21 protein-coding genes are annotated in these 21,501 nt (G+C 74.4%); 8 read left to right on the top strand and 13 right to left on the bottom strand.

Translation table 11 applies throughout. The features are described from left to right. Positions 1 to 42: 42 nt before the first annotated feature. From ACIGAQ_RS27465 to ACIGAQ_RS27475, 3 genes are all read right to left on the bottom strand, one after another. On the bottom strand, positions 43 to 1,548 hold the full coding sequence (locus ACIGAQ_RS27465) for a metallophosphoesterase family protein (protein ID WP_399787236.1): 1,506 nt from the start codon (positions 1,546 to 1,548) through the stop codon (positions 43 to 45). 276 nt (positions 1,549 to 1,824) lie between these two features. Beyond that, complete coding sequence (locus tag ACIGAQ_RS27470; protein WP_362279853.1) at positions 1,825 to 2,580, bottom strand: dienelactone hydrolase family protein; 756 nt, start codon at positions 2,578 to 2,580, stop codon at positions 1,825 to 1,827. A gap of 147 nt (positions 2,581 to 2,727) precedes the next feature. Further along, on the bottom strand, positions 2,728 to 3,348 hold the full coding sequence (locus ACIGAQ_RS27475; protein WP_399787241.1) for an L-threonylcarbamoyladenylate synthase: 621 nt from the start codon (positions 3,346 to 3,348) through the stop codon (positions 2,728 to 2,730). A gap of 139 nt (positions 3,349 to 3,487) precedes the next feature. On the opposite strand from ACIGAQ_RS27475, the gene ACIGAQ_RS27480 reads away from it, so the two are divergent. After that, entirely contained in the window at positions 3,488 to 4,972 is a 1,485-nt protein-coding gene (locus tag ACIGAQ_RS27480; protein ID WP_311678804.1) for a helix-turn-helix domain-containing protein, read from the top strand. 220 nt (positions 4,973 to 5,192) lie between these two features. Here the strand turns inward: ACIGAQ_RS27480 and ACIGAQ_RS27485 are convergent, their stop codons facing one another. From ACIGAQ_RS27485 to ACIGAQ_RS27510, 6 genes are read right to left on the bottom strand one after another with little or no spacing between them, the layout of a single operon-like run. Next, positions 5,193 to 6,413, bottom strand: a complete 1,221-nt coding sequence (locus ACIGAQ_RS27485; protein WP_399787244.1) for a cytochrome P450 — start codon at positions 6,411 to 6,413, stop codon at positions 5,193 to 5,195. Continuing rightward, on the bottom strand, positions 6,410 to 7,648 hold the full coding sequence (locus ACIGAQ_RS27490; RefSeq protein ID WP_362279859.1) for a cytochrome P450: 1,239 nt from the start codon (positions 7,646 to 7,648) through the stop codon (positions 6,410 to 6,412). Before ACIGAQ_RS27490 ends, ACIGAQ_RS27485 begins: the two co-directional genes overlap by 4 nt. Then, positions 7,645 to 8,271, bottom strand: a complete 627-nt coding sequence (locus tag ACIGAQ_RS27495) for a GTP-binding protein (protein WP_399787248.1) — start codon at positions 8,269 to 8,271, stop codon at positions 7,645 to 7,647. The genes ACIGAQ_RS27490 and ACIGAQ_RS27495 overlap by 4 nt, the downstream gene beginning before the upstream one ends. Next, positions 8,243 to 8,605 (bottom strand): DUF742 domain-containing protein, encoded by a 363-nt coding sequence (locus ACIGAQ_RS27500; protein ID WP_399787251.1) that lies wholly within the window; start codon positions 8,603 to 8,605, stop codon positions 8,243 to 8,245. Before ACIGAQ_RS27500 ends, ACIGAQ_RS27495 begins: the two co-directional genes overlap by 29 nt. Then, a complete protein-coding gene (locus tag ACIGAQ_RS27505) occupies positions 8,602 to 9,024 on the bottom strand; it encodes a roadblock/LC7 domain-containing protein (RefSeq protein WP_311678795.1) in 423 nt (140 codons plus the stop codon). Before ACIGAQ_RS27505 ends, ACIGAQ_RS27500 begins: the two co-directional genes overlap by 4 nt. Then, the gene (locus ACIGAQ_RS27510; RefSeq protein ID WP_399787255.1) at positions 9,021 to 10,697 is read right to left on the bottom strand and encodes an ATP-binding protein; all 1,677 of its coding nucleotides are present in this window, start codon (positions 10,695 to 10,697) and stop codon (positions 9,021 to 9,023) included. Before ACIGAQ_RS27510 ends, ACIGAQ_RS27505 begins: the two co-directional genes overlap by 4 nt. 324 nt (positions 10,698 to 11,021) lie before the next feature. On the opposite strand from ACIGAQ_RS27510, the gene ACIGAQ_RS27515 reads away from it, so the two are divergent. Further along, positions 11,022 to 11,258, top strand: coding sequence for a hypothetical protein (locus tag ACIGAQ_RS27515; RefSeq protein ID WP_311678792.1), 237 nt, complete (start codon positions 11,022 to 11,024; stop codon positions 11,256 to 11,258). A 62-nt stretch (positions 11,259 to 11,320) separates the two neighbouring features. Here the strand turns inward: ACIGAQ_RS27515 and ACIGAQ_RS27520 are convergent, their stop codons facing one another. Both ACIGAQ_RS27520 and ACIGAQ_RS27525 read right to left on the bottom strand, forming a co-directional pair. Further along, the gene (locus tag ACIGAQ_RS27520) at positions 11,321 to 11,770 is read right to left on the bottom strand and encodes a hypothetical protein (protein WP_399787258.1); all 450 of its coding nucleotides are present in this window, start codon (positions 11,768 to 11,770) and stop codon (positions 11,321 to 11,323) included. An 82-nt stretch (positions 11,771 to 11,852) separates the two neighbouring features. Then, complete coding sequence (locus ACIGAQ_RS27525; RefSeq protein WP_399787260.1) at positions 11,853 to 12,467, bottom strand: AAA family ATPase; 615 nt, start codon at positions 12,465 to 12,467, stop codon at positions 11,853 to 11,855. A gap of 311 nt (positions 12,468 to 12,778) precedes the next feature. Between ACIGAQ_RS27525 and ACIGAQ_RS27530 the strand changes: the two genes are divergently transcribed. After that, entirely contained in the window at positions 12,779 to 14,437 is a 1,659-nt protein-coding gene (locus ACIGAQ_RS27530) for a catalase (protein WP_311678789.1), read from the top strand. A gap of 4 nt (positions 14,438 to 14,441) precedes the next feature. On the opposite strand, the gene ACIGAQ_RS27535 is transcribed toward ACIGAQ_RS27530, so the two are convergent. Next, entirely contained in the window at positions 14,442 to 15,296 is an 855-nt protein-coding gene (locus tag ACIGAQ_RS27535) for a fructosamine kinase family protein (RefSeq protein WP_399787264.1), read from the bottom strand. A gap of 142 nt (positions 15,297 to 15,438) precedes the next feature. On the opposite strand from ACIGAQ_RS27535, the gene ACIGAQ_RS27540 reads away from it, so the two are divergent. Further along, a complete protein-coding gene (locus ACIGAQ_RS27540; RefSeq protein ID WP_311678787.1) occupies positions 15,439 to 15,762 on the top strand; it encodes a hypothetical protein in 324 nt (107 codons plus the stop codon). Between the two features lie 57 nt (positions 15,763 to 15,819). Here ACIGAQ_RS27540 and ACIGAQ_RS27545 read toward each other — a convergent pair whose 3' ends face one another. Further along, a complete protein-coding gene (locus ACIGAQ_RS27545) occupies positions 15,820 to 16,500 on the bottom strand; it encodes a hypothetical protein (RefSeq protein WP_399787267.1) in 681 nt (226 codons plus the stop codon). Positions 16,501 to 16,729: 229 nt separating this feature from the next. On the opposite strand from ACIGAQ_RS27545, the gene ACIGAQ_RS27550 reads away from it, so the two are divergent. The 4 genes from ACIGAQ_RS27550 to ACIGAQ_RS27565 all read left to right on the top strand — a co-directional run bounded on the left by ACIGAQ_RS27550 (position 16,730) and on the right by ACIGAQ_RS27565 (position 21,381). Continuing rightward, on the top strand, positions 16,730 to 17,275 hold the full coding sequence (locus ACIGAQ_RS27550) for a hypothetical protein (RefSeq protein ID WP_399787270.1): 546 nt from the start codon (positions 16,730 to 16,732) through the stop codon (positions 17,273 to 17,275). A 311-nt stretch (positions 17,276 to 17,586) separates the two neighbouring features. Next, positions 17,587 to 18,552 (top strand): NAD-dependent epimerase/dehydratase family protein, encoded by a 966-nt coding sequence (locus ACIGAQ_RS27555; RefSeq protein ID WP_362279872.1) that lies wholly within the window; start codon positions 17,587 to 17,589, stop codon positions 18,550 to 18,552. Positions 18,553 to 18,622: 70 nt separating this feature from the next. Beyond that, the gene (locus ACIGAQ_RS27560) at positions 18,623 to 20,311 is read left to right on the top strand and encodes a carbamoyltransferase (protein ID WP_399787273.1); all 1,689 of its coding nucleotides are present in this window, start codon (positions 18,623 to 18,625) and stop codon (positions 20,309 to 20,311) included. Continuing rightward, the gene (locus tag ACIGAQ_RS27565) at positions 20,308 to 21,381 is read left to right on the top strand and encodes a glycosyltransferase (protein ID WP_362279876.1); all 1,074 of its coding nucleotides are present in this window, start codon (positions 20,308 to 20,310) and stop codon (positions 21,379 to 21,381) included. The genes ACIGAQ_RS27560 and ACIGAQ_RS27565 overlap by 4 nt, the downstream gene beginning before the upstream one ends. Positions 21,382 to 21,501 lie beyond the last annotated feature (120 nt).

Consider the following 21,501-nt stretch of genomic DNA (forward strand, 5'->3'; position numbering starts at 1 on the left):
GGCTGTGCCAACCCGAGGGGGGCCCCGGCTGTTCCCGCGACGTCAGCGCAGCGGGATCGTCACCTCGTCCTCGACCGGCGGGTCGACCTCCTGGGCGCGGTTGCCGGTGGCCGCGTAGCAGCGCAGCCGGACCGACTCCGGCGAGACGTCCAGCCGCAGGAAGGACTTGAAGAACGGTGGGCTGTACGTGGCCGAACTGGGCGAGAACAACGACGTGTAGATCTTCCGCACGGGCAGCCGGAACCGCCGGGCCTTGTCGGGACGGCTGCCGGTGCCGAGCAGCCCCGCGACCAGCCGGGCCCGCCGGGTGACGCGGGTCGGTGTGCCCGGGGCGCGCGCGGGCCGGATGCCGAGCCGCTCGGCGATCACGGCCGTCGCCTCCGCCTCGGTGAGCGTGAAGAAGCGGCGCAGCCGCAGGCGGCGGCCGTAGAGGCGGCTGTAGAAGGCCAGGGAGTCGCCGCGCAGCGGGTAGCAGCGGAAGTCGTCCTCGGTGACGCCGGCCACGGCGACGCGCGGGATGGTGTGGGTGGCGTGCATGAACGCCCCGCCGCCGCCCGCGACGACGTACTGGAGCGTGCGCCCGTCGTCCAGCCGGACGGGATAGCGCTGGTAGTTGTGGATGTCGCCGCCGATCGCCGCCACGTAGTGGTGCGCCGGGTCGCGGACGATGGCGTCGACCGTGCCGCCGCCCTCGATGGCGCACGGCTCGTGCCGGCCGTCCACGTACAGGGGCGAACCGGTGACCAGGATCTTCGGGCGCGGCCCCGCGGAGACCTCGCGCAGCCAGGCGCCCTGCGCGGCGTCGACCGTGCCGAGCAGACCGGTGTCGATGCCGACGATCCGGACCGGCCCGGCGTCGATCGCCCAGTACGGGCCAGGCTGGACGGCCTGCTGGCCGGGGGCCGGACGCAGCGCGCGGGCCTCGGCCAGGCGCTCTCCGTCGTCGGGACGCGGCCGGTGCCACAGCAGCGACCGCAGCCAGGCCCGGGTCAGCGGGCGCGGCCGGGGCTCGGGAGGCAGGGGCGGGGTGTCGCCGCAGAAGACCCGCATGAAACCGCCGAGGTCCTCGTACCAGTCGTGGTTGCCCGGTATCGCGTAGATCGGCGCCGGGTAGTCGCGGTACGGGCGGAAGAACTTGGGGCCGTAGTCGTCGGCGCTGCCCACCGGGTAGATCACGTCACTGGCGAGGACGGCGAAGCGGGTGTCCTGACCTGCTTTCAGCAGGCCCGGCACGACGGCGTACTGGGGGTCGTCGCCCTCGCCGGTGTCGCCGATGACCAGGAAGGAGAACCGGTCCGGGTCCTCGCGGCGGACGACCTTGTCGGCCGGTGCCCCGGCGGCCTCGCGCTGCGCCACCCAGCGGGCCCGGGTCCGGCCGGTGGGGTCCCCGAACCAGGAGGCCAGCACACCGTTGCGGGCCGCCCACAGCATGCGGGGATCCAGCCAGGAGATCTTCTCGGTCCGGTGCGGCAACAGCCGCTGATACGCGCCGCGTCGGGCGGATCCCCAGCCGGCGCCTTCGGGGGTGTCACGTGAGGAGTCGGGCACCGGTGCACCGTAACAACCGTGCGGGGCACCGCAGTCGGGCGGGTTCGCACCGTCCGCGGGACGGTGGGGCCGTCCGGTGCCGCGCAGGGCACGACGGCGGGGCGGAGACGACGGCCGGGCCGCCGGGCCCGGGTGCGGCCGGACGCTTCCCGAGGACGAGCAGCGGATCGAACAGCACCACGACACCGGCCGCCAGCGGGAAGACGACGGGCCCCAGCAGCATCGGCAGCAACGACGTCGGCGACTCACCGGCCCACGTCCCGCCCGCGAGAGGGGTCAGAAGGTGCGCTTCAGCAGGTCCAGCAGCGCCGCCCAGTGCCGCCGGTCGCCCTCCTCGTGGTAGGCCGCCGTGTCGGCCTGGGTGAAACCGTGCGGCGCGCCGGTGTACACCTCGCAGCGGTGCCGCACGCCCGCCGCGGTCAGGGCCTCCTCCAGGCGCTCGATCTGCTCGGGCGGCAGCGACGGGTCCTGGTCGGCGTGGCCGAAGTACAGCTCGGCGGTGACCTTGCCCGCCACCAGGTGCGGACTGTCCGGCGCGTCCGTCGCCAGCCGCCCGCCGTGGAAACCGGCCGCGGCCGCGACCCGCTCCGGATGGGTGCCCGCGGTGAGCAGCGACAGCCGGGCGCCCATGCAGTAGCCGGTCAGCGCCACCGGACCGCCGGCCGCCACGGGCGACTCGGCCAGCCAGCGCAGATACGCGTCGGCGTCCCGCATCGCCAGGTCGTTCGTCAGGGTCCGCATGACCGGCGTGATCCGCTCGAACAGGTCCGGACGCGCCCCGGGATCGATGAACTCGGGCAGGTCGAACAGCGGGGCCCGTCCGGCACGGTGGAACAGGTTGGGCACCAGCACCGTGTACCCCTCGCCGGCCAGCCGGTCCGCCATGGACCGCAGCTGCGGGCGCAGGCCGAAGGCGTCCATGAAGACCAGGACCGCCGGGTGGGCGGCCCCGTCGGCCGGGTGGGCCAGATAGGCGTCGGCGGTGCCGTCCCGGGTGGGGATGTCGACGTCGGTTCCCTGTACGGCGGTCATGGCTGGGCTGCCTCTCTGCGGGGGTGGGGGGCGGGGAACCCGTCCGCGTGACCGGGCGGATCCCGGTCATCGTGGCACGGCGTATCCGGGGCATTCCGCCCGCCCCCCGCCCGACGGTCCGGGCCTGAACGGCCCGTGGGGCGCCCTTTACTCGAACCGCGAGGTGTCGCCCGCGCCCCGCCGCACGATCTCGGCCTCCCCACCGGAGAAGTCGACGACCGTCGTCGGCTCGGTGCCGCACTCACCGGAGTCGACCACCGCGTCCAGGACGTGGTCCAGTTCGTCCTTGATCTCCCAGCCCTGCGTCATCGGCTCGTCCTGGCCGGGCAGCAGCAGAGTGCTGGACAGCAGCGGCTCGCCGAGCTCGGCGAGCAGGGCCTGGGTGACGACGTGGTCGGGGATCCGCACCCCGACCGTCTTCTTCTTGGGGTGCTGCAGCATGCGCGGCACCTCACGGGTCGCCGGCAGGATGAACGTGTAACTGCCGGGCGTCGACGCCTTGATCGCGCGGAACACGTCGTTGTCGATACGCACGAACTGGCCGAGCTGCGCGAAGTCCTGGCACACGAGGGTGAAGTGGTGCCGGTCGTCCAGCTTGCGGATCGCGCGGATCCGGTCGATGCCGTCCCGGCTGCCCAGGCGGCAGCCCAGTGCGTAACACGAGTCCGTGGGGTAGGCGACAAGGGCGTCCGCGCGGATGCTGTCGGCGACCTGGCCGATGGTGCGCGGCTGGGGGTTGTCGGGGTGCACGTCGTAGTACTTCGCCATCCGCCGAGCTTATGCCGCCCGGGCGGGCCGGTGGCGCAGGGCGGGGTGCCGGGCCCGCGGGCGGGGATGCGGCGACGGCTGGGGTAACGTCCCCGACCGGTGCGCCGGAGGCGGTGCGAGGAGGGAGGGGAAGGCCGACATGGCTGGCCGAGAGGACGGAGACCGGACGCGGCCCGGAGCGGGTCCGGCGTGGGCGCAGGAGCTCCTGGAGCATCTGCGGCCGGCCGGACGGGACGTGCGCAGGGTCGTCGCGTGGCTCGCCGATGCCGTGGAGGGCTCGGTGGCCCTGCGGGACGCCGCCGGGAACCTCGTCGCCGGCACCCGGCTCCCCCTCGACGAGGACCTGGTCACGGACATCGCCGCCGGCCGGATCGCCTCCGCCGCCTGGCAGACCCGGGAGGAGCACCTGCGCCTGGTGCGGGTGGAACACCCCTCGGACGCCTGTGTGCTGGCCGTCTCCCGGCCCGCTCCCTTCGACCGGCGGGCCTCCGAGGTCGTCACACACACCGCCCAGGTGATCGAGCTGCTGCTGACGGCCCACGAGTCGGCCGCCGCCGGGCACCGCCTCCGGCGCGCCACCTCCGACCTGCGCCTGGCCATCCTGCAACTGCTGATGGTCGAGGACACCGTGGCCGCCCGCCGCGTCGCCGCCGGGCTGTGGCCCGGCCTCCTCGACGCCGACACCGCGTGCGTGTACGTCGTCGAGTCCGACCCCGCCGCCCGCGACCGCATCGTCGAGGACTGCCTCGACCACACCCGGGAGAACGCCCTGGTCGTGCGCTGCCCGGCGATGGACGGGCACGTGATCGTCGTCGGCCCCCGCGAGACCACCGGCGACGCGCTGAAGGCCCTGGTCGGACGGCACCGGGACACCTATCTCGGCGGCAGCGTCCGGCAGAGCCTCGCCCGGACCGCCACCGCCTACGGGCAGGCCGTCAGCGCCCTCGCCGTCGCGCACGTCCGGCCCGACAAGACGGCCGTGTACACCGAGCGCACCCACCCCGAACGCCTGATGGACCCGGCGGCGCTGCGCGCCTGGACGGCCCGTCTGCTGCGCCCGCTCGACACCCTGCCGCACCACACGCGTGCCGAGCTCCTCGCGACCAGCCGCCTCGGCCTGGAGTTCACCGCGGTCGCCGCCGCCAAGGTCCTCGGCGTCAGCCGCAACACCGTCCGTGCCCGCATGGAACGCGTCGAGAGCCTGCTCGGCACCGACTTCACCGACCTCACCGTCCGGGCCGTGGTCCTGCTGGCGCTGAACACGCAGATCGGGCTGGCCGACGTCCCGCCCGCGAGCGACACCCGCGCCCCCGGACCGCACCTCGCCGACCTGCTGTCCGGGCCCGCCCTGCGCACCTGGGCCCGGGACCTGCTGGGCCGCCTGGACGCGGACGCCAGGAACCCGCGCCGGACGCTGCGCGCCTGGATCGCCGCCGGTGGCAACGCCGAACGGGCCGCGCTGGCGCTGGGCGTGCACGCGCAGACCGTGCGCGAACACGTCCGCGGCGCCGAACCGCTCCTGGAGCGCAGGCTGCTGGCCGCCGGGAGCGACCTGTACGAGGTGGTGCTGGCGCACCTCGCCGTGGGCGACCTCGATCTGCCGCGCCTGCACCCGTGCATCTGAGCGGCCTTGCCTCCCGGGCAACCGGTCGACCTGGTTCCGGCGGGACGAAACAGTGCCTTTCGGACTCGGCTGTGCACGGGTGAGCCCTGCTGAGCGCGCAACGGGCATCGACACGGTTCACAAGGCGTCGGACCTGCACGTAGGTTCGACGCATCGCGGGGGCACGACCGGAACGGGGGACCGGTCGCGCTCCCGCGCACCGCCCGGGCGTCCGGCCGCGTCAGCCGCGCAGCCGGACCGGGATCTCCTGCCAGCCGAACGCGATGAACGACGGCACCTGCCGCAGCCCCTCGTCGCCGGCGGCCAGGCGCAGGTCCGGGAAGCGGTCGAAGAGCGCGGGCAGCGCGGTGAGGGCTTCCAGCCGGGCCAGCGGCGCCCCGATGCAGCGATGGACGCCGATCCCGAAGGAGAGGTGGTCGTCGGCGCCGCGCGTCGCGTCGAAGGTGCCGGCGTCCGGCCCGTAGTGGTCGGGATCGAGTCCCGCGGCGGCGTACGTGGTGATGATGGCGTCACCGGCCGGGATCCGCACGTCGCCGACAGTGAGGTCACCGACCGCGAACCGCAGGGGCAGCGAGGCGATCGACGGGTGGGCGCGCAGCGTCTCGTCGACGACCGCGTCCCAGCCGATCGCCCCTGACCGCACCGCCGCCAGTTGCTCCGGGCGGCGCAGCAGGGCGACGACGGCGTTGCCGATGAGGTTCACGGTGGTCTCGAAACCGGCCCCGATCACCAGCAGCAGCGTGTACAGCAGTTCCTCCTCGCTGAGCCGGTCGCCGTCCTCGTCCCGGACCCGGATCAGCTCGGTCGTCAGGTCGTCGCCGGGATGCGCGCTCTTGTGCGCGATCAGCGCGGGCAGCACCGTGCCGATCTGCTTCTGCACGGACGCCGCGTGCTCCGGCGTCGGGTCGGAGGTGTCCATGATGGCCGCGACCAGCCGGACCGTGTCCTCCCGCAACGCGTCGGGCACACCGAACAGTTCGCAGATGATCCGCATCGGCAGCGGGTGGGCGAACCTCTCCTTGAGGTCCACGGCCTCGTCGCCGGCCGTGCCGAGCGCGTCCAGCAGCTCCGCCGTGACGGCCTCCACCCGGGGCCGCATCGCCTCGGTGCGCCGGTGGGTGAAGCTCGATGCCACGAGCCGGCGCAGCCGTGCGTGGTCGGAGCCGTACGTGGAGAGCATGTTGACCACGCCCACCCAGCCCAGGATCCAGGCCCAGGAGGGACGGGCGGCGAGCTCGGGCCACAGTCGCCAGTGCAGCCGCGGGTCCTTGCTGACCCTCGGGTCGAGGATGAGTTCCTTCAGCGTGTCGTACCGCGTGGGCGCCCAGGCGGGGATGCCGCCCGGCAGCTCCACGGGCACGATCGGGCCGAGGGCGCGCAGCCGGGCGCTCTCGGCGGCGATGTCGGCGCCCAAGGGGTCGAGAGCGATGCGGTCGGTCACGGTCGTCCTCCAGGCTGGTCGGGGGAGCGAGGGCTGAAACGGACGGGGAGCGCCGTCAGCGAACGGTGGAACGGCCCGGGCCGCCAGCTCAGGCGCTCACGGGGCAGCACCGGTTCGAGGTCGGGCAGCCACTGGGTGAGCCGTTCGATCGCCTCGGTGGCGATGAGCAGGGTGTGCTGCTTGACCGGGCAGGCGTGCGGTCCCGCCGACCAGGACAGGTGGGACGCGTCGGACGGATGCCGCTCCGCGCCGCGCTCCTGCTCGGCGGCGTGCGCGAGCGCACCGTAGGAGATCACCACCGGCACCGCCGCCCGGATCCACACGCCGTGGAAGGTGACCGGCCTGCGGGCGTAGTGGATGCCGTAGTTGGCGAGGGGCGTCTCGTGGCGCAGGACCTCCAGCACCGCGTCCGTCACGGGGCGGGCGCCGCTGGTGAGGGTCGAGTAGAACGCCGGGTTGCCGAGGATCCGCGACAGCGCGTTGGACACCAGGTTCGCCGTCGGCTCGTGGCCCGCGCCGAGGGTGAGGAACACCTGCCAGGTGACCTCCTCGGGGGTCAGCCCCGCCGGATGGTCCAGCAGCCAGCTCGTCAGGTCGTCGCCGCGCCGCTCGGTCTTGGCCGCGATCAGCTCCAGCACGTACCCGCCGTACTCGGCCTCGCCCGCCGCCGCCTGGGCGCCGCCCTCGATGAGTTTGCCGAGGGCGGCGTCGAGCCGGTCGCCGGCGCTGTCCGGCAGCCCGAACAGGCTGTTGAAGACGAGCGCCATCAGCGGCCGGGTGAACTCGCCCACCAGGTCGGCCTCGCCACGCGGCCCGAACCGGCTCACCAGCAGGTGCACCGCCCGGTGCACCCGGGCCCGCAGGTCGTGCGGCTCCACCAGGTCGAAGGCGTCGATCAGCGAGGTGCGGTAGCGCAGATGGGCGGTGCCGTCGGCGAACAGGGTGTTGGGCCGCCAGCGCATCATGCCGAGCACCGGAGAGTCGTCCGGGACGGTCGCCTCCCACGGCCGCGGGTCGTGCGAGAACGTCTCGGTGTCGTGCAGCAGGTCCAGCGCCGCCCGCCGGTCCGTGACGACGTACGCCGGTACCCCGGGCGCGAGTTCGGCCCAGCCGACCGGGCCCTGGGCGCGCAGGGCGGCGTAGCAGGAGTAGGGGTCGCGGGCGAAGCCGTCCTCCCACAGACGGACGGGTGCCGCCAGGGAGAACGCCCGCTCGGCGGGGGACGGGTGGGTCACCGGGGCTCCGGGGGGTGGTGGTCGATCAGGTGCTGCACCAGCGCGAGCAGGGCGTCGACCGAGGAGTCCGCCTCCCGCGCGTCGCAGGTCACCATGGGGGTCGTGGGCTCCAGGTCCAGGGCGGCGCGCAGTTGTTCGGGCGTGTGGTGCCGGGGCGCGTCCGGGAAGGAGTTGAGGGCGACCGCGTACGGCAGTCCCGACTCCTCCACCAGTCCGAGCACGTCGAAGGAGGCGTCGATGCGGCGGGCGTCGACCAGGACGAGCGCGCCGAGGGCCCCGTAGGCGATGTCGTCCCACAGCTCCCGGAAGCGCTCCTGGCCGGGGGTGCCGAAGAGGTACAGCACGATGCCGCCGGGCAGGCTGATCCGGCCGAAGTCGATGGCGACCGTGGTGGTCGACTTGTCGCGCACCCCGGCGAGATCGTCCACCTGCGCCGAGGCCTCGGTGAGGACCTCTTCCGTGTGCAGCGGGCGGATCTCGGACACGGAGCGGATCAGGGTGGTCTTGCCCACCCCGAAGGGCCCGGTGACCAGGATCTTCACCAGGTCCCGTGCGGTGTCCGGGAGATGGACGTCCGCCCCTGCGGGCCGGTCGTCAATGGTGCTTGAGGTCGCGGAGGCCATCGGCCACTCTCTTCAGCAGGTCGGGGTCGAAGCGCCGGGCGGGCGGGATCGGCGCGCGGGCCAGTACCAGGTCGCGGTCGAGGAGGTCGGCGGCCAGCACCAGCACCGCGGAGACGGGCAGCCGCAGCAGGGCCGCGGCCTCCACCACCGTCAGCGACCCGTGCCCCAGCTCCTCCAGGAGGGCCGCCTGGGCGGCGGGCAGATCGGCGGGAGCCGGCCCACCGCCGCGGGTGAGGACCGACAGCCGTTCCAGGTGGGAACGGCTGGGCCGCGCCACCCCGCCGGTGGACAGGTACGCGGGAACCAGGGGACGGCCGCCGCGGCGGCCGGTCATGCCGGCGCGTCGCCGTCGGCACCCCGTGGCCCGGCGGCCATCGCCTTCTCGCCGAGCCGCGCCACCTGCGAGTGCACCCGGTGGGCGAGCAGGTCCAGGCGCACCTCGGGATCGCCGTACGCGGCCACGCAGGTGCCGTGGTCCGTCGGCACGACGAGGACATAGCCGTGGTCCGACTCGATGACGACCTGCCGGATGTCGGCCCGGTCGGTGTCCGCGAACGCCGCCGCCGCGGTGCGGCAGGCGCCCTGCACCGTGCTGGTGATCGCCGCGACCCGCTCGGCCGACGGCTGTGACAGCGCGTCGGTCCAGCCGGTCACCAGCCCGTCCCGGGTGAGCAGGACGGCGGCCACGACGTGCGGCACCTCCAGAACCGGTTCGAGCACCCATGCCGTGTCCCCCGTCGCGCGGCCGCTCATCGAGCCGTTCCCCCTTCGTGGTCGTTCCGGTCGTTCCGGTCGGGCTGGTCGTACCGGTCGATCCGGCCGGTACGGTCGCTCCGGTCCTTCGGGTTGGTCCGGTCGGCCGGGCCGGTGCGGTCGTGGCCGGTGGCGTCGTGGGCCGCTGTGCCGGCCGTGGCCGCCGCCTGGTCGTTCTCGGGTACGGCCGGGACGGGCCCGGTGTTCGACCGGGCGGCGGATCGCCGCGCGGCCGCCGTGCCGGACTGGAGGGCGCCGAGGGCCGCCGCGGCCTCCTCGGGCCGACGCGGCCTGCGTTGCGGTGCGCCGGGAGCGGGGACCTCGACGGCGTGACCGGCCGGTGCCGCCGCCCGGCCGCGGCGCCGCCGTTGGGGCAGGCCTGCGTTTGCCTCCCGCGAGGCGTCGTGGTGGCCGTCGTGGTCGTGGCCCGGGACGGGGTCGTCACGCAGGGTGCCGTGGGCGTGGTCGGGGGTGGCGGCCGGGGGCTCCGGCGCTGCCGCCCGGGCCGGTCCGGCCGGGTCCGGGGTGGCCGCGGCCCGTGGGGCGGGGGCCCGTGTGGCCGGGGCCGCGGGGCGCGCACCGCCCCCGGTGTCCCGGGCCGCGCGGGTCGAGCGGGGGGCGCTCGCCGCGGGCGGCAGTTCCTCGGGGTCGATCCGGGTCAGCAGGTGGCTGTCGACGCGCAGCACCGCCCGCACCCCGCCGTACGGCGACGGAGAGGACAGGTCCACGCTCAAATCGAACTGCCGGGTGAGCTGGCCGACGGCGGCGAGCCCCATGCGCGGCGGGTCGCCCAGCTCGGTCAGCAGGATCGGCTCGTCACCGGCCACCATCCGCTGGGCACGGGCCCGTTCGTCCTGCGACATGCCGAGGCCGGCGTCGTCGACGGTGATGCAGACCCCGTGGTGGACGGCCTCCAGGTTGACCACGACCTCGGTGTCGGGCGCGGAGTGCCGCAGCGCGTTGTCGAGGAGCTCGGCGACGATGATGGCGACGGGCTCGACGGCGTGGGATACCAGGGCCGTCCCGGCCTCCAGATGGTTGTGGACCCGGACGCGCCGGTAACCCGCGAGCCGGGCCTGACCACCCGTCACCGCGTCCACGAGATGGGACTCCTCGCGGGCGAGCCCGACCCAGGCCCCGCACACCACCGCGGCGACCTGCGCCCGGCGCAGCGACTGCTCGTTCTCGTGGTCCAGTTCGAACAGGGTCTGGGCCAACTCCGGGTCGTCGTAACGCTGTTGCAGTCCGCGCAAGGCGTCCTGCAGCCGGTACAGCGCCGCCTGGATCTCCCGGGTGGCGCCCCGCATCCCGGCCTGCGCGGCCGCGTCGATCCGGGTGCGCTGCGCGGCGAGTTCGGCGTGCACCCCCTTGAGCACCTGCTCCAGCGCGAGCCCCAGCGGCGACTCGGTCAGCTGCGGGTTGAGCGGGCCGGGCACGGTGACGTGCGGATGGGCCGCCTGCCGGGCCGCCGCCGGCACGCGGCGGGCCGCCAGATGCTCCACCTCCGCCGTGAACGCCCTCGACGTCCCGTCGAGTCGGGCGCGCAGGGCGGCCGTCTTCGCCCGTTGCAGGGCCAGTTGCCGCCGTGCGCGCAGCAGTCCGCCGCCGAGGGCGAACGCGGACAGTGTGCCGAAGGCGAGACCGCCGACGGCCAGGTCCGGTATGTCGATCATCGAGTCGATTCCAGTAGGGAGCCGGGCAGGGCGGTGCTCATGGCGCTCTGGCGAACCACCCGCAGCACAGTACACACCGTCATCGACCGGTCTCGCACGGTGGAGCGCCACTTCTCTACGAAACTGATCGGTGACTGTTCGCATCTGCGGCAACTGTCCGGGATTGCCGTACGGGGGAGGGGAGTTGGCGGTGCGTGCCGGTCTGACCGGCCGACGATGGCCGGAAAATCAGCGAACGTCACGACTACGGGCTGTGTGTCCCGTCGGAGGCCGGGTACCCGTCCGGCGCCTGAAGAGGTCCGCTCCACGGAGAAGGAGGTCCGAATGACCAGCGAGACGGAGACCGGTGGCGCAACCGGTACGCAGGACAAGGACTACAACCTGATCTGGTACGTCGAGGCGTGCCTGAGCAACGCCCTGCGACTGGAGGGTTACATCCAGGACGCGGAGCGCGCGAAGGACACCGAGGTCGCGGATCTGTTCCGCAAGGCCCAGGCGGACAGCCGCAAGGGTGCCGAGCTGGGCAAGAACCTGCTGCGCGCACGCCTCAGCGAGGGCTGAACCCACCGCGCGAGCGGCCCGGACCCCGGCGGGGTCCGGGCCGCTTCCTGTGCCGGGGCTGTTCAGCCGGCGTACACCCTGCCTTCCTTGACCGTGTAGTGCGCCGGCTCCGAGCAGCCCAGGGACGGGGTGAGCAGCAGGCTCACCGTCAGCGGGGCGGGCTCGGTGCTCGCGGTGGAGAACTCGCAGACGGCGCCCTTGCCGGTGAGCGGGTACCAGAACCAGCCGTCCACGTCGCCCACGGTCACGCGGTCCGACTCCTGCCAGGCGCCGCCGGACTGCGTGAAGACCTGCAGCCGCACGGAGGCGGCGTACTCGTCCTCCGTGGAACGCAGCGCGGTGAGCGTGATCCGGTAGTCGGATCCGAGGGTGGACGAGGCGATCTGGCGGGTCTGCGGCGCGCTGGTGCCGGCGCTCGACGCGCCGGCGCCGGCGGCGCCCAGGGCGGTCGCCATGGCGACGGTGAGGGCCGCGGTCACTCCGCGGCGGGTCGGCTTGCGGGTCAGGCTCATGTGTTCCCCCGTCGGAACGAGTTGAAGGGGTTTGTCCCCACGGTGGAGAAGACACCTCACGGCGGGCGGGGGTTGTACCGGCTCACAGCCCGAACACGTCACCGACCCGCTCGGTGAGCTCGTCCTCCGTCAGCGTGCCGTCGACGACGAGGGAAGGCAGCCCGAGCCGTGCGGTCTCGTCGCGCAGGTGCCGGGTGAACAGGTCGTCCCGCGCGGCGAGGTTGCGTTCCGCTCGTCCCGGATCGCCGGTCCGCTCCGTGAAGCTCCCCACGGTCGCCGCCCGGCTCCGGAACGCGGCCCGGCGGAATGCGGCTGTCGGCAGCAGCCAGACCGCGTGCCCCGGCTCCGGGAGCAGGGGTTTTACGAGGTGCGGCAGCAGCCGGAACCCCTCGACCAGGACACACGGCTCGGCCGGCATGCGCCGCAGGTCCTCGACGATCAGGCCGAATCCCTCGCCCCGGAACCAGTGGAACGTCTCCAGCATCTCCTCGGGGGAGCGGTGCACCCACCGCTCGTCCATGTCCATCGCCAGGAACGCGTGCAGCAGCGGCGCCTCCTCGGCGGTCGTGCGGCGCGCGTGGTCCGCCATGGCGTCGTCGGTCGAGTACAGGCGCAAGCCGTGCCGCTCGGCGAGACGGCGGGCGACCGTGGACTTGCCCGCTCCGCTCCCGCCCCCGATCCAGTGGACGTGCCGCATGCCCTCTCCTCCCTCTCCTCCCGAGCCGACGGCCGGTGCCCGCGCGAGCCGACGGCCGGGGGCCGATGCCACGGTGCCCGAAACCGCGATGCCGGAGCCGTGGAGTCGTCACCATGGCATGCGCCGACGGCGGGGAGCAGCCGTTCGTGCGCGGGCACGGACCCGGCCGGACGGGCGCGAGGTCCCGGCCCGGCTCGTGTGAGTGATCCCCGCCCGCCGGGTACCCGGGCGTTCCGCCATGACCGGCCGGGCGGCCGCTCGCGGCGCCGCCCCGGCCGGCCGCCGGCCCCGAGCCGAAGGAGTCCCTGCTTATGACGGACGTATCCGGCACCGGTCCCGCTCCGGGCGACGACCGCAAGGTCCTCACCAACCGCCAGGGCCATCCGGTCTACGACAACCAGAACCAGCGCACGGTCGGCGCCCGCGGCCCGGCCACGCTGGAGAACTACCAGTTCCTGGAGAAGATCAGCCACTTCGACCGGGAACGCATCCCCGAGCGCGTCGTGCACGCCCGTGGCGTCACCGCCTACGGCCACTTCGAGGCGTACGGCACCTGGGGAGACGAGCCGATCAGCCGCTACACCCGGGCCAAACTGTTCCAGGAGCGCGGCAAGCGCACCGACGTGGCGGTCCGCTTCTCCACCGTCATCGGTGGCCGGGACTCCTCCGAGGCCGCCCGTGACCCGCGTGGTTTCGCCGTGAAGTTCTACACCGAGGACGGCAACTGGGACCTGGTCGGCAACAACCTCGGCGTCTTCTTCATCCGCGACGCCATCAAGTTCCCGGACGTCATCCACGCCCTCAAGCCCGACCCGGTGACCTTCGAGCAGCAGCCGAACCGCATCTTCGACTTCATGTCGCAGACGCCCGAGGCCATGCACATGCTGGTCAACCTGTTCAGCCCGCGCGGCATCCCCGCCGACTACCGCCACATGCAGGGCTTCGGCGTCAACACCTACAAATGGGTCAACGCCGAGGGCGAGACCAAGCTGGTCAAGTACCACTGGATGCCCAAGCAGGGCGTGCGCAGCATGACCGAGGAGGACGCGGCCAACGTCCAGGCCGACACCCTCGGCCACGCCACGAAGGACCTGTACGAGGCGGTCGCCCGCGGTGACCACCCGGAGTGGGAGCTGCTCGTCCAGATGATGGACGACCACGACCACCCCGAGCTCGACTTCGACCCGCTGGACGACACCAAGACCTGGCCCGAGCAGGAGTTCCCGCCGAAGCCGGTGGGCCGGATGGTGCTCGACCGCATGCCGGAGAACTTCTTCGCCGAGAACGAGCAGATCTCCTTCGGCACCGGTGTCCTCGTCGACGGCCTGGACTTCTCCGACGACAAGATGCTCGTCGGCCGGACCTTCTCCTACAGCGACACCCAGCGCTACCGGGTCGGCCCGAACTACCTGCAGCTCCCCGTCAACCAGGCCAGGAACGCCGACGTGCGCACCAACCAGCGCGACGGGCAGATGGCCTACCACCAGGACGGTGGCGGAGAGAACCCGCAGGTCAACTACGAGCCGTCGATCACCGGCGGCCTGCGTGAGGCCCAGTACCCGACGCACGACGAGCAGGGTCCCGAGATCACCGGCCGGCTCACCCGCAAGCGCATCCCCCGGACCAACGACTACCTCCAGGCCGGCCAGCGGTACCTGCTGATGGAGGACTGGGAGCGCGACGACCTGGTGAAGAACTTCATCGGTCAGCTGTCCCAGTGCGACCGGGCCATCCAGGAGCGCATGGTCTGGCACTTCCTGCTGGTCGAGAACGACCTGGGCCTCAGGGTCGGCGAAGGGCTCGGCATCGGCCCGGAGGACGTGACCGGCCTGGAGCCGCTGGCGAGCCAGGACCTCACGGACGAGGACCGGGAGCGCCTGTCCCGGCTGGGCAAGAACCAGCCGCGCGACGTCGAGGGCCTCACCATGACCCACTGCGTCCCCGACGAGCGGCACGTGGTGACGCGCTGACCGGTCAGCGCGTCACGGCCGAGCGGGCCACGGACAGGGCCTGCTCGGCGTAGCTCCGCCCGAACAGCACGGCGTGCACCAGCAGCGGGAACAGCTGGTGCACGCCGACGCGTTCCGTCCAGCCGTCGGCGAGCGGCGCCACCTGCCGGTAGCCGTCCAGCACCGCCTCCAGGTGGGGGCAGCCGAAGAGCCGCAGCATCGCCAGGTCGGTCTCGCGGTGCCCGCCGTGCGCGGCCGGGTCGATGAGCCGGACGTCCCCGTCCGCCGCCCACAGCACGTTGCCGTTCCAGAGGTCGCCGTGCAGCCGCGCGGGCGGCTCGGCCGGCCCGGCCAGTTCGGGCAGCCGGTCACAGAGCCGTTCCACGACGGCCGCCTCGCCCGGCCGCAGCGTGCCCTGGTCGACCGCGCGCCGCAGATACGGCAGCACGCGCTGCCCGGCGTACCACCCGGGCCAGTCGCCGGCGGGCTCGTTGCGCAGGGGGGCGAGCCCGATGTACGCCTCGGCGGGACCGCCGGGCGGCGGTGCCCCGAACGCGGGCGCCCCGGCGGCGTGCAACCCGGCCAGGTCCCGGCCGAACCGAACCGCCGCCTCCCGCCCCGGCCGCCCCCGTGGCACCCGGTCGATGACCAGCCAGGCCCCCTCGTCGCCGTGGACGGCCGGCACCCGCACGGTCCCGGCCGCGGCCAGCCACCGCAGCCCGGCGGCCTCGGCCCGCGCCGCGCCCGGCGCCTCGGTCCGCTTGACGACCACGACCCGCCCGTCGTCGAGCGTGACCTCGGCGAGGGACCCGGACAGCTCCCGTTCCCGGCTGACCGGCCGCCCGGTCAGCCGGGTCACGACATCCGAACGGGCGGTCATCCGTCCTCCCTCTCCAGGCCACACGCGATGACCCCTCAGGCTACGGCCACCCGCCTGCCCGTCCGGCTGCCGCGTCACGCGGGACGGTGAAATCCCCTTCCGCGTCGACAGAACCGGCCGCCGCCGGGGGAGCAGTCGGGTCATGACGACTTCACCGTTCCAGCGCACCATCGCCCTGCCGGCCCCGGTGTGCGAACAGGCCGCACAGCATCTGGAGCAGGCCGCGCACCGGGCCATCGACGGGGCCGCCGTCCCTCTGAAGGCGTTCCGCGCGGCCGCCGACAGCGACTTCACCCTGCCGCTGTCCGTGGTCGAGCAGGCGGCGGCCTGCCTGCTGGTCCTCGCCACCGAGACGGCCCAGACCGTCCGTCCCTCCGCGCTGCGCGCCACCATCAGCGTCGCCCTGCGGCTGCGCGACGCCGTGGAGCTGGCGCACCAGCCCGCCCTCAGCAGCCGCTTCTGGTGAGCAGCCGCCGGGCCCGGTCACGGCGGCAGTCCGGCCGCCACGCCCGCGACGGGTTCCTCAGGCGCTGCTTCCGTCCCGTGCCACGGCCACGTGGGTGGTGATGCGGACCAGGGACGGCCGGCGGGGGGTCGAACCGGACCCGAACCGCACGGGCGGCTCGACCGGGGCGAGGGCGCCGAGGTCGCGGCCCTCACGCGCGACGGTGGCCGAGACGACCGGGTGCAGGTCGCGGGCGCCGTACCACTGGTGCCGGCCGGACCGGACGCCGCCGTGCGTGCCTGCCCCGAGCAGCAGCCGGGCGGGCCGGTCCCACAGCGCGAGCCACCCCGGGCTGGTGGCGACCCGGCCGGGCACGGCCCGCAGCGCGAGACCGGCCAGCGCCCTCCGGCCGGTGCTGAACCGCAGGTCGAGGGGTGGTGCGCTGACCGTCCAGTGGCGGCGGCCGGTGATCCGCACCCGGACCGGCACGACCCGCACCTCGTCGAAGAGGTAGGTACCGGCGACGAAGTCCGCCGTCTCCCGCGAGGGCGCCAGCAGCAGGCGGTGCCCGTCGGCCTCCTCGACCATCAGGTCGCTGAACGGGCCGAACGGCGAGCCGGGCCAGTGCCCGAGCACGACCCGGGTGCCGGACGCCGTGCCGACCCCCGCGATCCACCCGTCGAAGCGCAGGACACGCGCCGAGGGCCGGAACCTCGGGGTCCGGTCCCGGCCGGTGCCCCCGGGTCCTTGACGCGACACGCGGGCCGGGTGCCCGGCCGGCCCGCCCGCGAAACGATCCTGGGCCGGCTCCGGCATCCGGCCGCTGCCGGTGGCGGACGCCGGAGCGGCGCCCGGAGCGACCGTGACGCGGCCCGGCCGATGTGGCCGAGGCCACGCCATGGACGAGGTCCCGATCACGTCCGGTTCCGGCGAGCGGCGGTTACCGTCTACGACCAGACCCCGCCCCCTCCCCTCGGACGGCCCGGCAGTGCACGCAGATCTCTCCCCCGTCATAGCGGCGACCGCCCAGTGGCTCACGCGCGCCTTCCCCGCCACCGGCGGCGCCCTGGCCTCCGCCCTCTGCGAGGTGCAGGCCCGGCAGGCCGTGACGGCCGCCGCGTGGCTGCGGTACCCGACGGAGATGGACGCCGCCCTGCTCGGCATGGCGGGCCCCGGCGGATCCGCGCGGCTCGACTGGATCACCGGCGCCGACACGATCACCGGCGCCGACACGGTCCCGGGCGACGACGAGGACGCGCACGCCTGGCGCACCTGGGTGGACGAGGTCGTGGCCAGCTGGGCGGCCAGTCTGCTCACCGACCCGGAACTGGCCGCCCGGGCGGTGGCGGCGCTCGCCGAGAGCGGTCACGGCACCGGCTCGCCGGCCGAGTTCCGCCGGCTCGTCGCGCCCGACGCCGGTGACCGCGGCGCCGCGGCCCTCCTGCGCCACCCGGACCTGCTCGCCCCCGTCGTGGAACTGCACCACCACCAGCTCCTCGACCGCCTGAACCCCGGCCGCACCCTCATCGCCTGAGGGCCGGGCCGCACTCTCATCGCCTGAGGCCGGGCCGCCCTCTCACGGCCCGAGGCCGGGGCGCACCCCCGCATTGTCGGCACCCGGGTCGCACCCCGCTCGCCTGACCTGCGGGTATCCCGGCCGCGAGGCTCCTCCGCCCGGTCCTTCACTCTCCGTGACTCACCGGTTTGCCGTAGGCGACCGTGCCCCGTCTCCCCCCTGGGCGGACGCTGAGCGTGGGCTCGACGGCCTCCGGCCACCTTCGGCGGCCCGGGTTTCTTCCCACCGTCGTGCCGTGCCGTGACGCCGCTGACGGAGGAGAGACCGACATGACCACCGACTTCTCGCGGAGCTGGGAACACGCCGTCGTCACCGGTGGCGCCGGGTTCGTCGGCTCCCATCTGTGCACCGCCCTGCTGGACGCCGGCGCGGCCGTCACCTGCGTGGACGACTTCAGCACCGGCCGGCCGGAGAACATCGCGCCCCTGCTGGAGCGGCCCGGCTTCACGCTCGTGCAGGCCAACGTCGCCGAGGCGCTGCGGATCAAGCGCCCGCCGGACCTCGTGCTGCACTTCGCCTCCCCGGCCTCCCCGGCGGACTACCTGCGGCTGCCGCTGCACACCATGGAGGCGGGCAGCCTCGGCACCCGCAACGCCCTGGAACTCGCGCACGCCAACCGGGCCCGCTTCGTCCTGGCCTCGACCTCCGAGGTCTACGGCGACCCGCAGCAGAACCCCCAGGACGAGCGCTACTGGGGCAACGTCAACCCCGTCGGGCCACGCAGCGTCTACGACGAGGCCAAACGCTTCGGCGAGGCCCTGACCACCGCCCACGCCGAGACCCACGGCACCGACACCTGCATCGTGCGGCTGTTCAACACCTACGGCCCCCGGATGCGCGGCCACGACGGGCGCGCCGTGCCGACCTTCGTCCGGCAGGCCCTGGACGGCGAACCCCTCACCGTCACCGGTGACGGCCGCCAGACCCGGTCGCTGTGCTACGTCGACGACACCGTCCGCGGCATCCTCGCCGCGGCCGCCCACGGCATGCGCGGCCCGGTCAACATCGGCAACCCGGCCGAGATCACCATGCTCGACCTGGCCCGCCTCGTCGTCGAACTGGCCGGATCCCCCTCGGACATCCGCTTCATCGAACGCCCGGTGGACGACCCGGCCGTGCGCTGCCCGGACATCACCCTGGCCCGCGACAAGCTCGGCTGGGAACCGCAGGTGCGCGCCGAGGAAGGGCTGCGACGCACGATCGCCTGGTTCCGCGAGGACGGCACCGACGACTGACCCGCCCCGGCCCTCCGCGCGCAGCGCCTCGCCCGGTCCCGTCCCCACCGCCGAAAGGCCCGCCACCCCCATGCGCATCCTCGGAATCAACGCCCTCTTCCACGACCCCGCCGCCGCCCTCGTCGTCGACGGGCGGACCGTCGCCGCCGCCGAGGAAGAGCGGTTCTCCCGGCGCAAGCACGGCAAGCGGCCCCTGCCCTTCTCCGCCTGGGAGCTGCCGGAGAAGGCCGCCGCCTGGTGCCTGAAGCGGGCCGGGCTGCGCCCGCAGGACCTCGACGCGGTCACTTACTCCTTCGACCCGGCGCTCGCCCGGCCCGCCGACGCCATGGGCCTGGACGACCCGTGGGACCACCTGCGGCTCACCTACGCCCGGGAGGCCCCCGGGTTCCTGGCGGCGGCCCTGCCCGGACTCGACCCGGGTCTCGTGCGGTTCGTGCCGCACCACATGGCGCACGCCGCCTCCGGCGCCTTCGCCGCACCGGACGCCGGCGACTCCTCCGTCCTGGTCCTCGACGGCCGCGGCGAACGCGCCTCCCACCTGGCCGCCCGCCGCGTCGGCGACCGGCTGGAGGCCCTGCACAGCCAGGAACTGCCGCACTCGCTCGGCCTGGTCTACGAGGAACTCACCGAGCACCTCGGCTTCCTGCGCTCCTCCGACGAGTTCAAGGTGATGGCGCTCGCCTCCCACGGCACCCCGCGCATGCTCACGGAACTGCGCCGCCACGTGTACCCCACCGGTGACGGCGGCTTCCACGCCGACGCGGTGCCCTGGCACGAACTGTGCGCGCCGCGCGGGGCCGACGAGCCGTGGACGCAGGACCACGCCGACGTCGCCGCCAGCGCCCAGGCCGTGCTGGAGGAGACCCTGCTGGACCTGGTGCGCTGGCTGCACGGCCGCACCCACGACAGCGTGCTCACGCTGGCCGGCGGCGTCGCCCTCAACTGCGTCGCCAACTCCCGTATCGCCCGCGAGGGCCCCTTCTCCCGGGTGTGGGTGCAGCCGGCCGCAGGCGACGCGGGCACCGCCCTCGGCGGCGCCCTGCTGCTGTCCGCGGTGGAGGGCGACCGGCCCGAGCCCATGACCGGCGCCGACCTCGGCCGGGACTGGTCCGACGCGGAGCTCGGCGCCTGGCTCAAGACGGCGGCCGTCCCCTTCGAACGGCCCCCGGACATCGCCGAGACCGTCGCCCGGGCCCTCGCCGACAACGGCATCGTGGCCTGGTTCCAGGGCCGCTCCGAGTACGGCCCGCGCGCCCTCGGCCACCGCTCCCTGCTCGCCCACCCCGGGCACGCGGGCAACCTGGAGCGCCTCAACGACGTCAAGGGACGCGAGCAGTTCCGGCCCGTCGCGCCCATGGTGCTGGCCGACCGTGCCGCCGAGATCTTCGACGGACCGCTGCCCAGCCCGTACATGCTGTTCGTGCACGACGTGGCCCCGGCCTGGCGGGAGCGGATCCCCGCCGTCGTGCACGTCGACGGCACCGCCCGCATCCAGACCGTCGACCCCGGCCGCGAACCCCTGGTCGCCCGCATGCTCGGCGCGTTCGAGCGGTTCACGGGGCTGCCCGTGGTGGTCAACACCAGCCTCAACACGGCCGGTCGGCCCATGGTGGACGACCCGCGCGACGCCCTGGAGTGCTTCGGCTCCTCGCCCGTCGACCTGCTGGCCATCGGCCCGTACGCGATCCGCCGCGGCGACCTCTTCCGCACCGGCGACCGCGACGGCCTGCGCTCCGACGCCGCGGGAGGTCCCCGATGACCGCCCCGGGCGGCGCCGCACGGGACGCCGAGTACGCCGTCGTGATCCCGACCCTCGGCCGGCCCAGTCTGAGCGCCTGCCTGCACGCCCTGGCCGAGGCGGCGGGGCCCGGGCCGGTACGGGTGGTCCTCGTCGACGACCGGCCCGAGGCGGCACGGGTCGCCCTCACCGCCGACGTCCCGCCCGCCCTGCGCGCCCGCACCGTCGTCGTACCGGGCGGGGCGCGCGGGCCCGCCGCCGCGCGCAACCTGGGCTGGCGCGCCGCCGGTGACGTCCCCTGGATCGTCTTCCTGGACGACGACGTCGTGCCCGGACCCACCTGGGGCGACGACCTGATCCTCGACCTGACCGCGGCGTCGGAGCGGACGGCCGGCATCACCGCCCGCATCGAGGTGCCCCTGCCGTCCGACCGCCGCCCGACCGACTGGGAACGCAACACGGCCGGGCTCGCCGGTGCCCACTGGATCACCGCCGACATGGCCTACCGCCGGGCCGCGCTCCTGGCCGTCGGCGGCTTCGACGAACGCTTCCGGCGGGCCTTCCGGGAGGACGCCGACCTCGCCCTGCGGATGCTCGACGCCGGCTGGACCCTCACCGGCGGGCGGCGCACCACCACCCATCCCGTCCGGCCCGCCGGGCGCTGGATCTCCGTGCGGCTCCAGGCCGGCAACGCCGACGACGTCCTGATGACCCGGCTGCACGGCCGCCACTGGTGGCGCCGGGCCGGCGCGTCGCGCGGGCGCCTGCCCGCGCACCTCGCCGTCACCGGGGCCGCCGTGACGGCCGTCGGCTGCGCCCTGCTCGGCCGGCACCGCCTCGCCGGGGCCTGCACCGCCGCCTGGCTGGCCGGCACCGCCGAGTTCGCCCTGGCCCGCATCCTGCCGGGGCCCCGCACCCGCGACGAGGTGCTCACCATGGCCGTCACCAGCGCCCTCGTCCCGCCCGCCGCGACCTGGCACTGGCTGCGCGGACGCGTGGCGCACCGCACGGCCCGCCCGCACACGGCGCCGGGGACCACGGAGCCCACGGCCACGCCCCGCCCGCCGGTCAAGGAACGGCTGCGGTCATGAACCGTGCCATCGGCCCCCGCCGGCTCCTCGGGGCGTGCGCAACCGACGACCGCACCCCGCCGTCCCCGCCTGCCCGGGCAGCCGCCTTCATCGACCTCACCGCGCCCCGTGCCCGGCGGC

This window comes from Streptomyces sp. NPDC085932 (assembly GCF_044540525.1).
GTDB lineage: Bacteria > Actinomycetota > Actinomycetes > Streptomycetales > Streptomycetaceae > Streptomyces > Streptomyces levis.

Bases quoted from the DNA above. Each gene is read 5' to 3' on its own strand.
- ACIGAQ_RS27470 (WP_362279853.1), bottom strand. From the start codon at position 2,580: ATGACCGCCGTACAGGGAACCGACGTCGACATCCCCACCCGGGACGGC.
- ACIGAQ_RS27475 (WP_399787241.1), bottom strand. From the start codon at position 3,348: ATGGCGAAGTACTACGACGTGCACCCCGACAACCCCCAGCCGCGCACC.
- ACIGAQ_RS27480 (WP_311678804.1), top strand. From the start codon at position 3,488: ATGGCTGGCCGAGAGGACGGAGACCGGACGCGGCCCGGAGCGGGTCCG.
- ACIGAQ_RS27495 (WP_399787248.1), bottom strand. From the start codon at position 8,271: ATGGCCTCCGCGACCTCAAGCACCATTGACGACCGGCCCGCAGGGGCG.
- ACIGAQ_RS27500 (WP_399787251.1), bottom strand. From the start codon at position 8,605: ATGACCGGCCGCCGCGGCGGCCGTCCCCTGGTTCCCGCGTACCTGTCC.
- ACIGAQ_RS27505 (WP_311678795.1), bottom strand. From the start codon at position 9,024: ATGAGCGGCCGCGCGACGGGGGACACGGCATGGGTGCTCGAACCGGTT.
- ACIGAQ_RS27510 (WP_399787255.1), bottom strand. From the start codon at position 10,697: ATGATCGACATACCGGACCTGGCCGTCGGCGGTCTCGCCTTCGGCACA.
- ACIGAQ_RS27515 (WP_311678792.1), top strand. From the start codon at position 11,022: ATGACCAGCGAGACGGAGACCGGTGGCGCAACCGGTACGCAGGACAAG.
- ACIGAQ_RS27520 (WP_399787258.1), bottom strand. From the start codon at position 11,770: ATGAGCCTGACCCGCAAGCCGACCCGCCGCGGAGTGACCGCGGCCCTC.
- ACIGAQ_RS27525 (WP_399787260.1), bottom strand. From the start codon at position 12,467: ATGCGGCACGTCCACTGGATCGGGGGCGGGAGCGGAGCGGGCAAGTCC.
- ACIGAQ_RS27530 (WP_311678789.1), top strand. From the start codon at position 12,779: ATGACGGACGTATCCGGCACCGGTCCCGCTCCGGGCGACGACCGCAAG.
- ACIGAQ_RS27535 (WP_399787264.1), bottom strand. From the start codon at position 15,296: ATGACCGCCCGTTCGGATGTCGTGACCCGGCTGACCGGGCGGCCGGTC.
- ACIGAQ_RS27540 (WP_311678787.1), top strand. From the start codon at position 15,439: ATGACGACTTCACCGTTCCAGCGCACCATCGCCCTGCCGGCCCCGGTG.
- ACIGAQ_RS27555 (WP_362279872.1), top strand. From the start codon at position 17,587: ATGACCACCGACTTCTCGCGGAGCTGGGAACACGCCGTCGTCACCGGT.
- ACIGAQ_RS27560 (WP_399787273.1), top strand. From the start codon at position 18,623: ATGCGCATCCTCGGAATCAACGCCCTCTTCCACGACCCCGCCGCCGCC.
- ACIGAQ_RS27565 (WP_362279876.1), top strand. From the start codon at position 20,308: ATGACCGCCCCGGGCGGCGCCGCACGGGACGCCGAGTACGCCGTCGTG.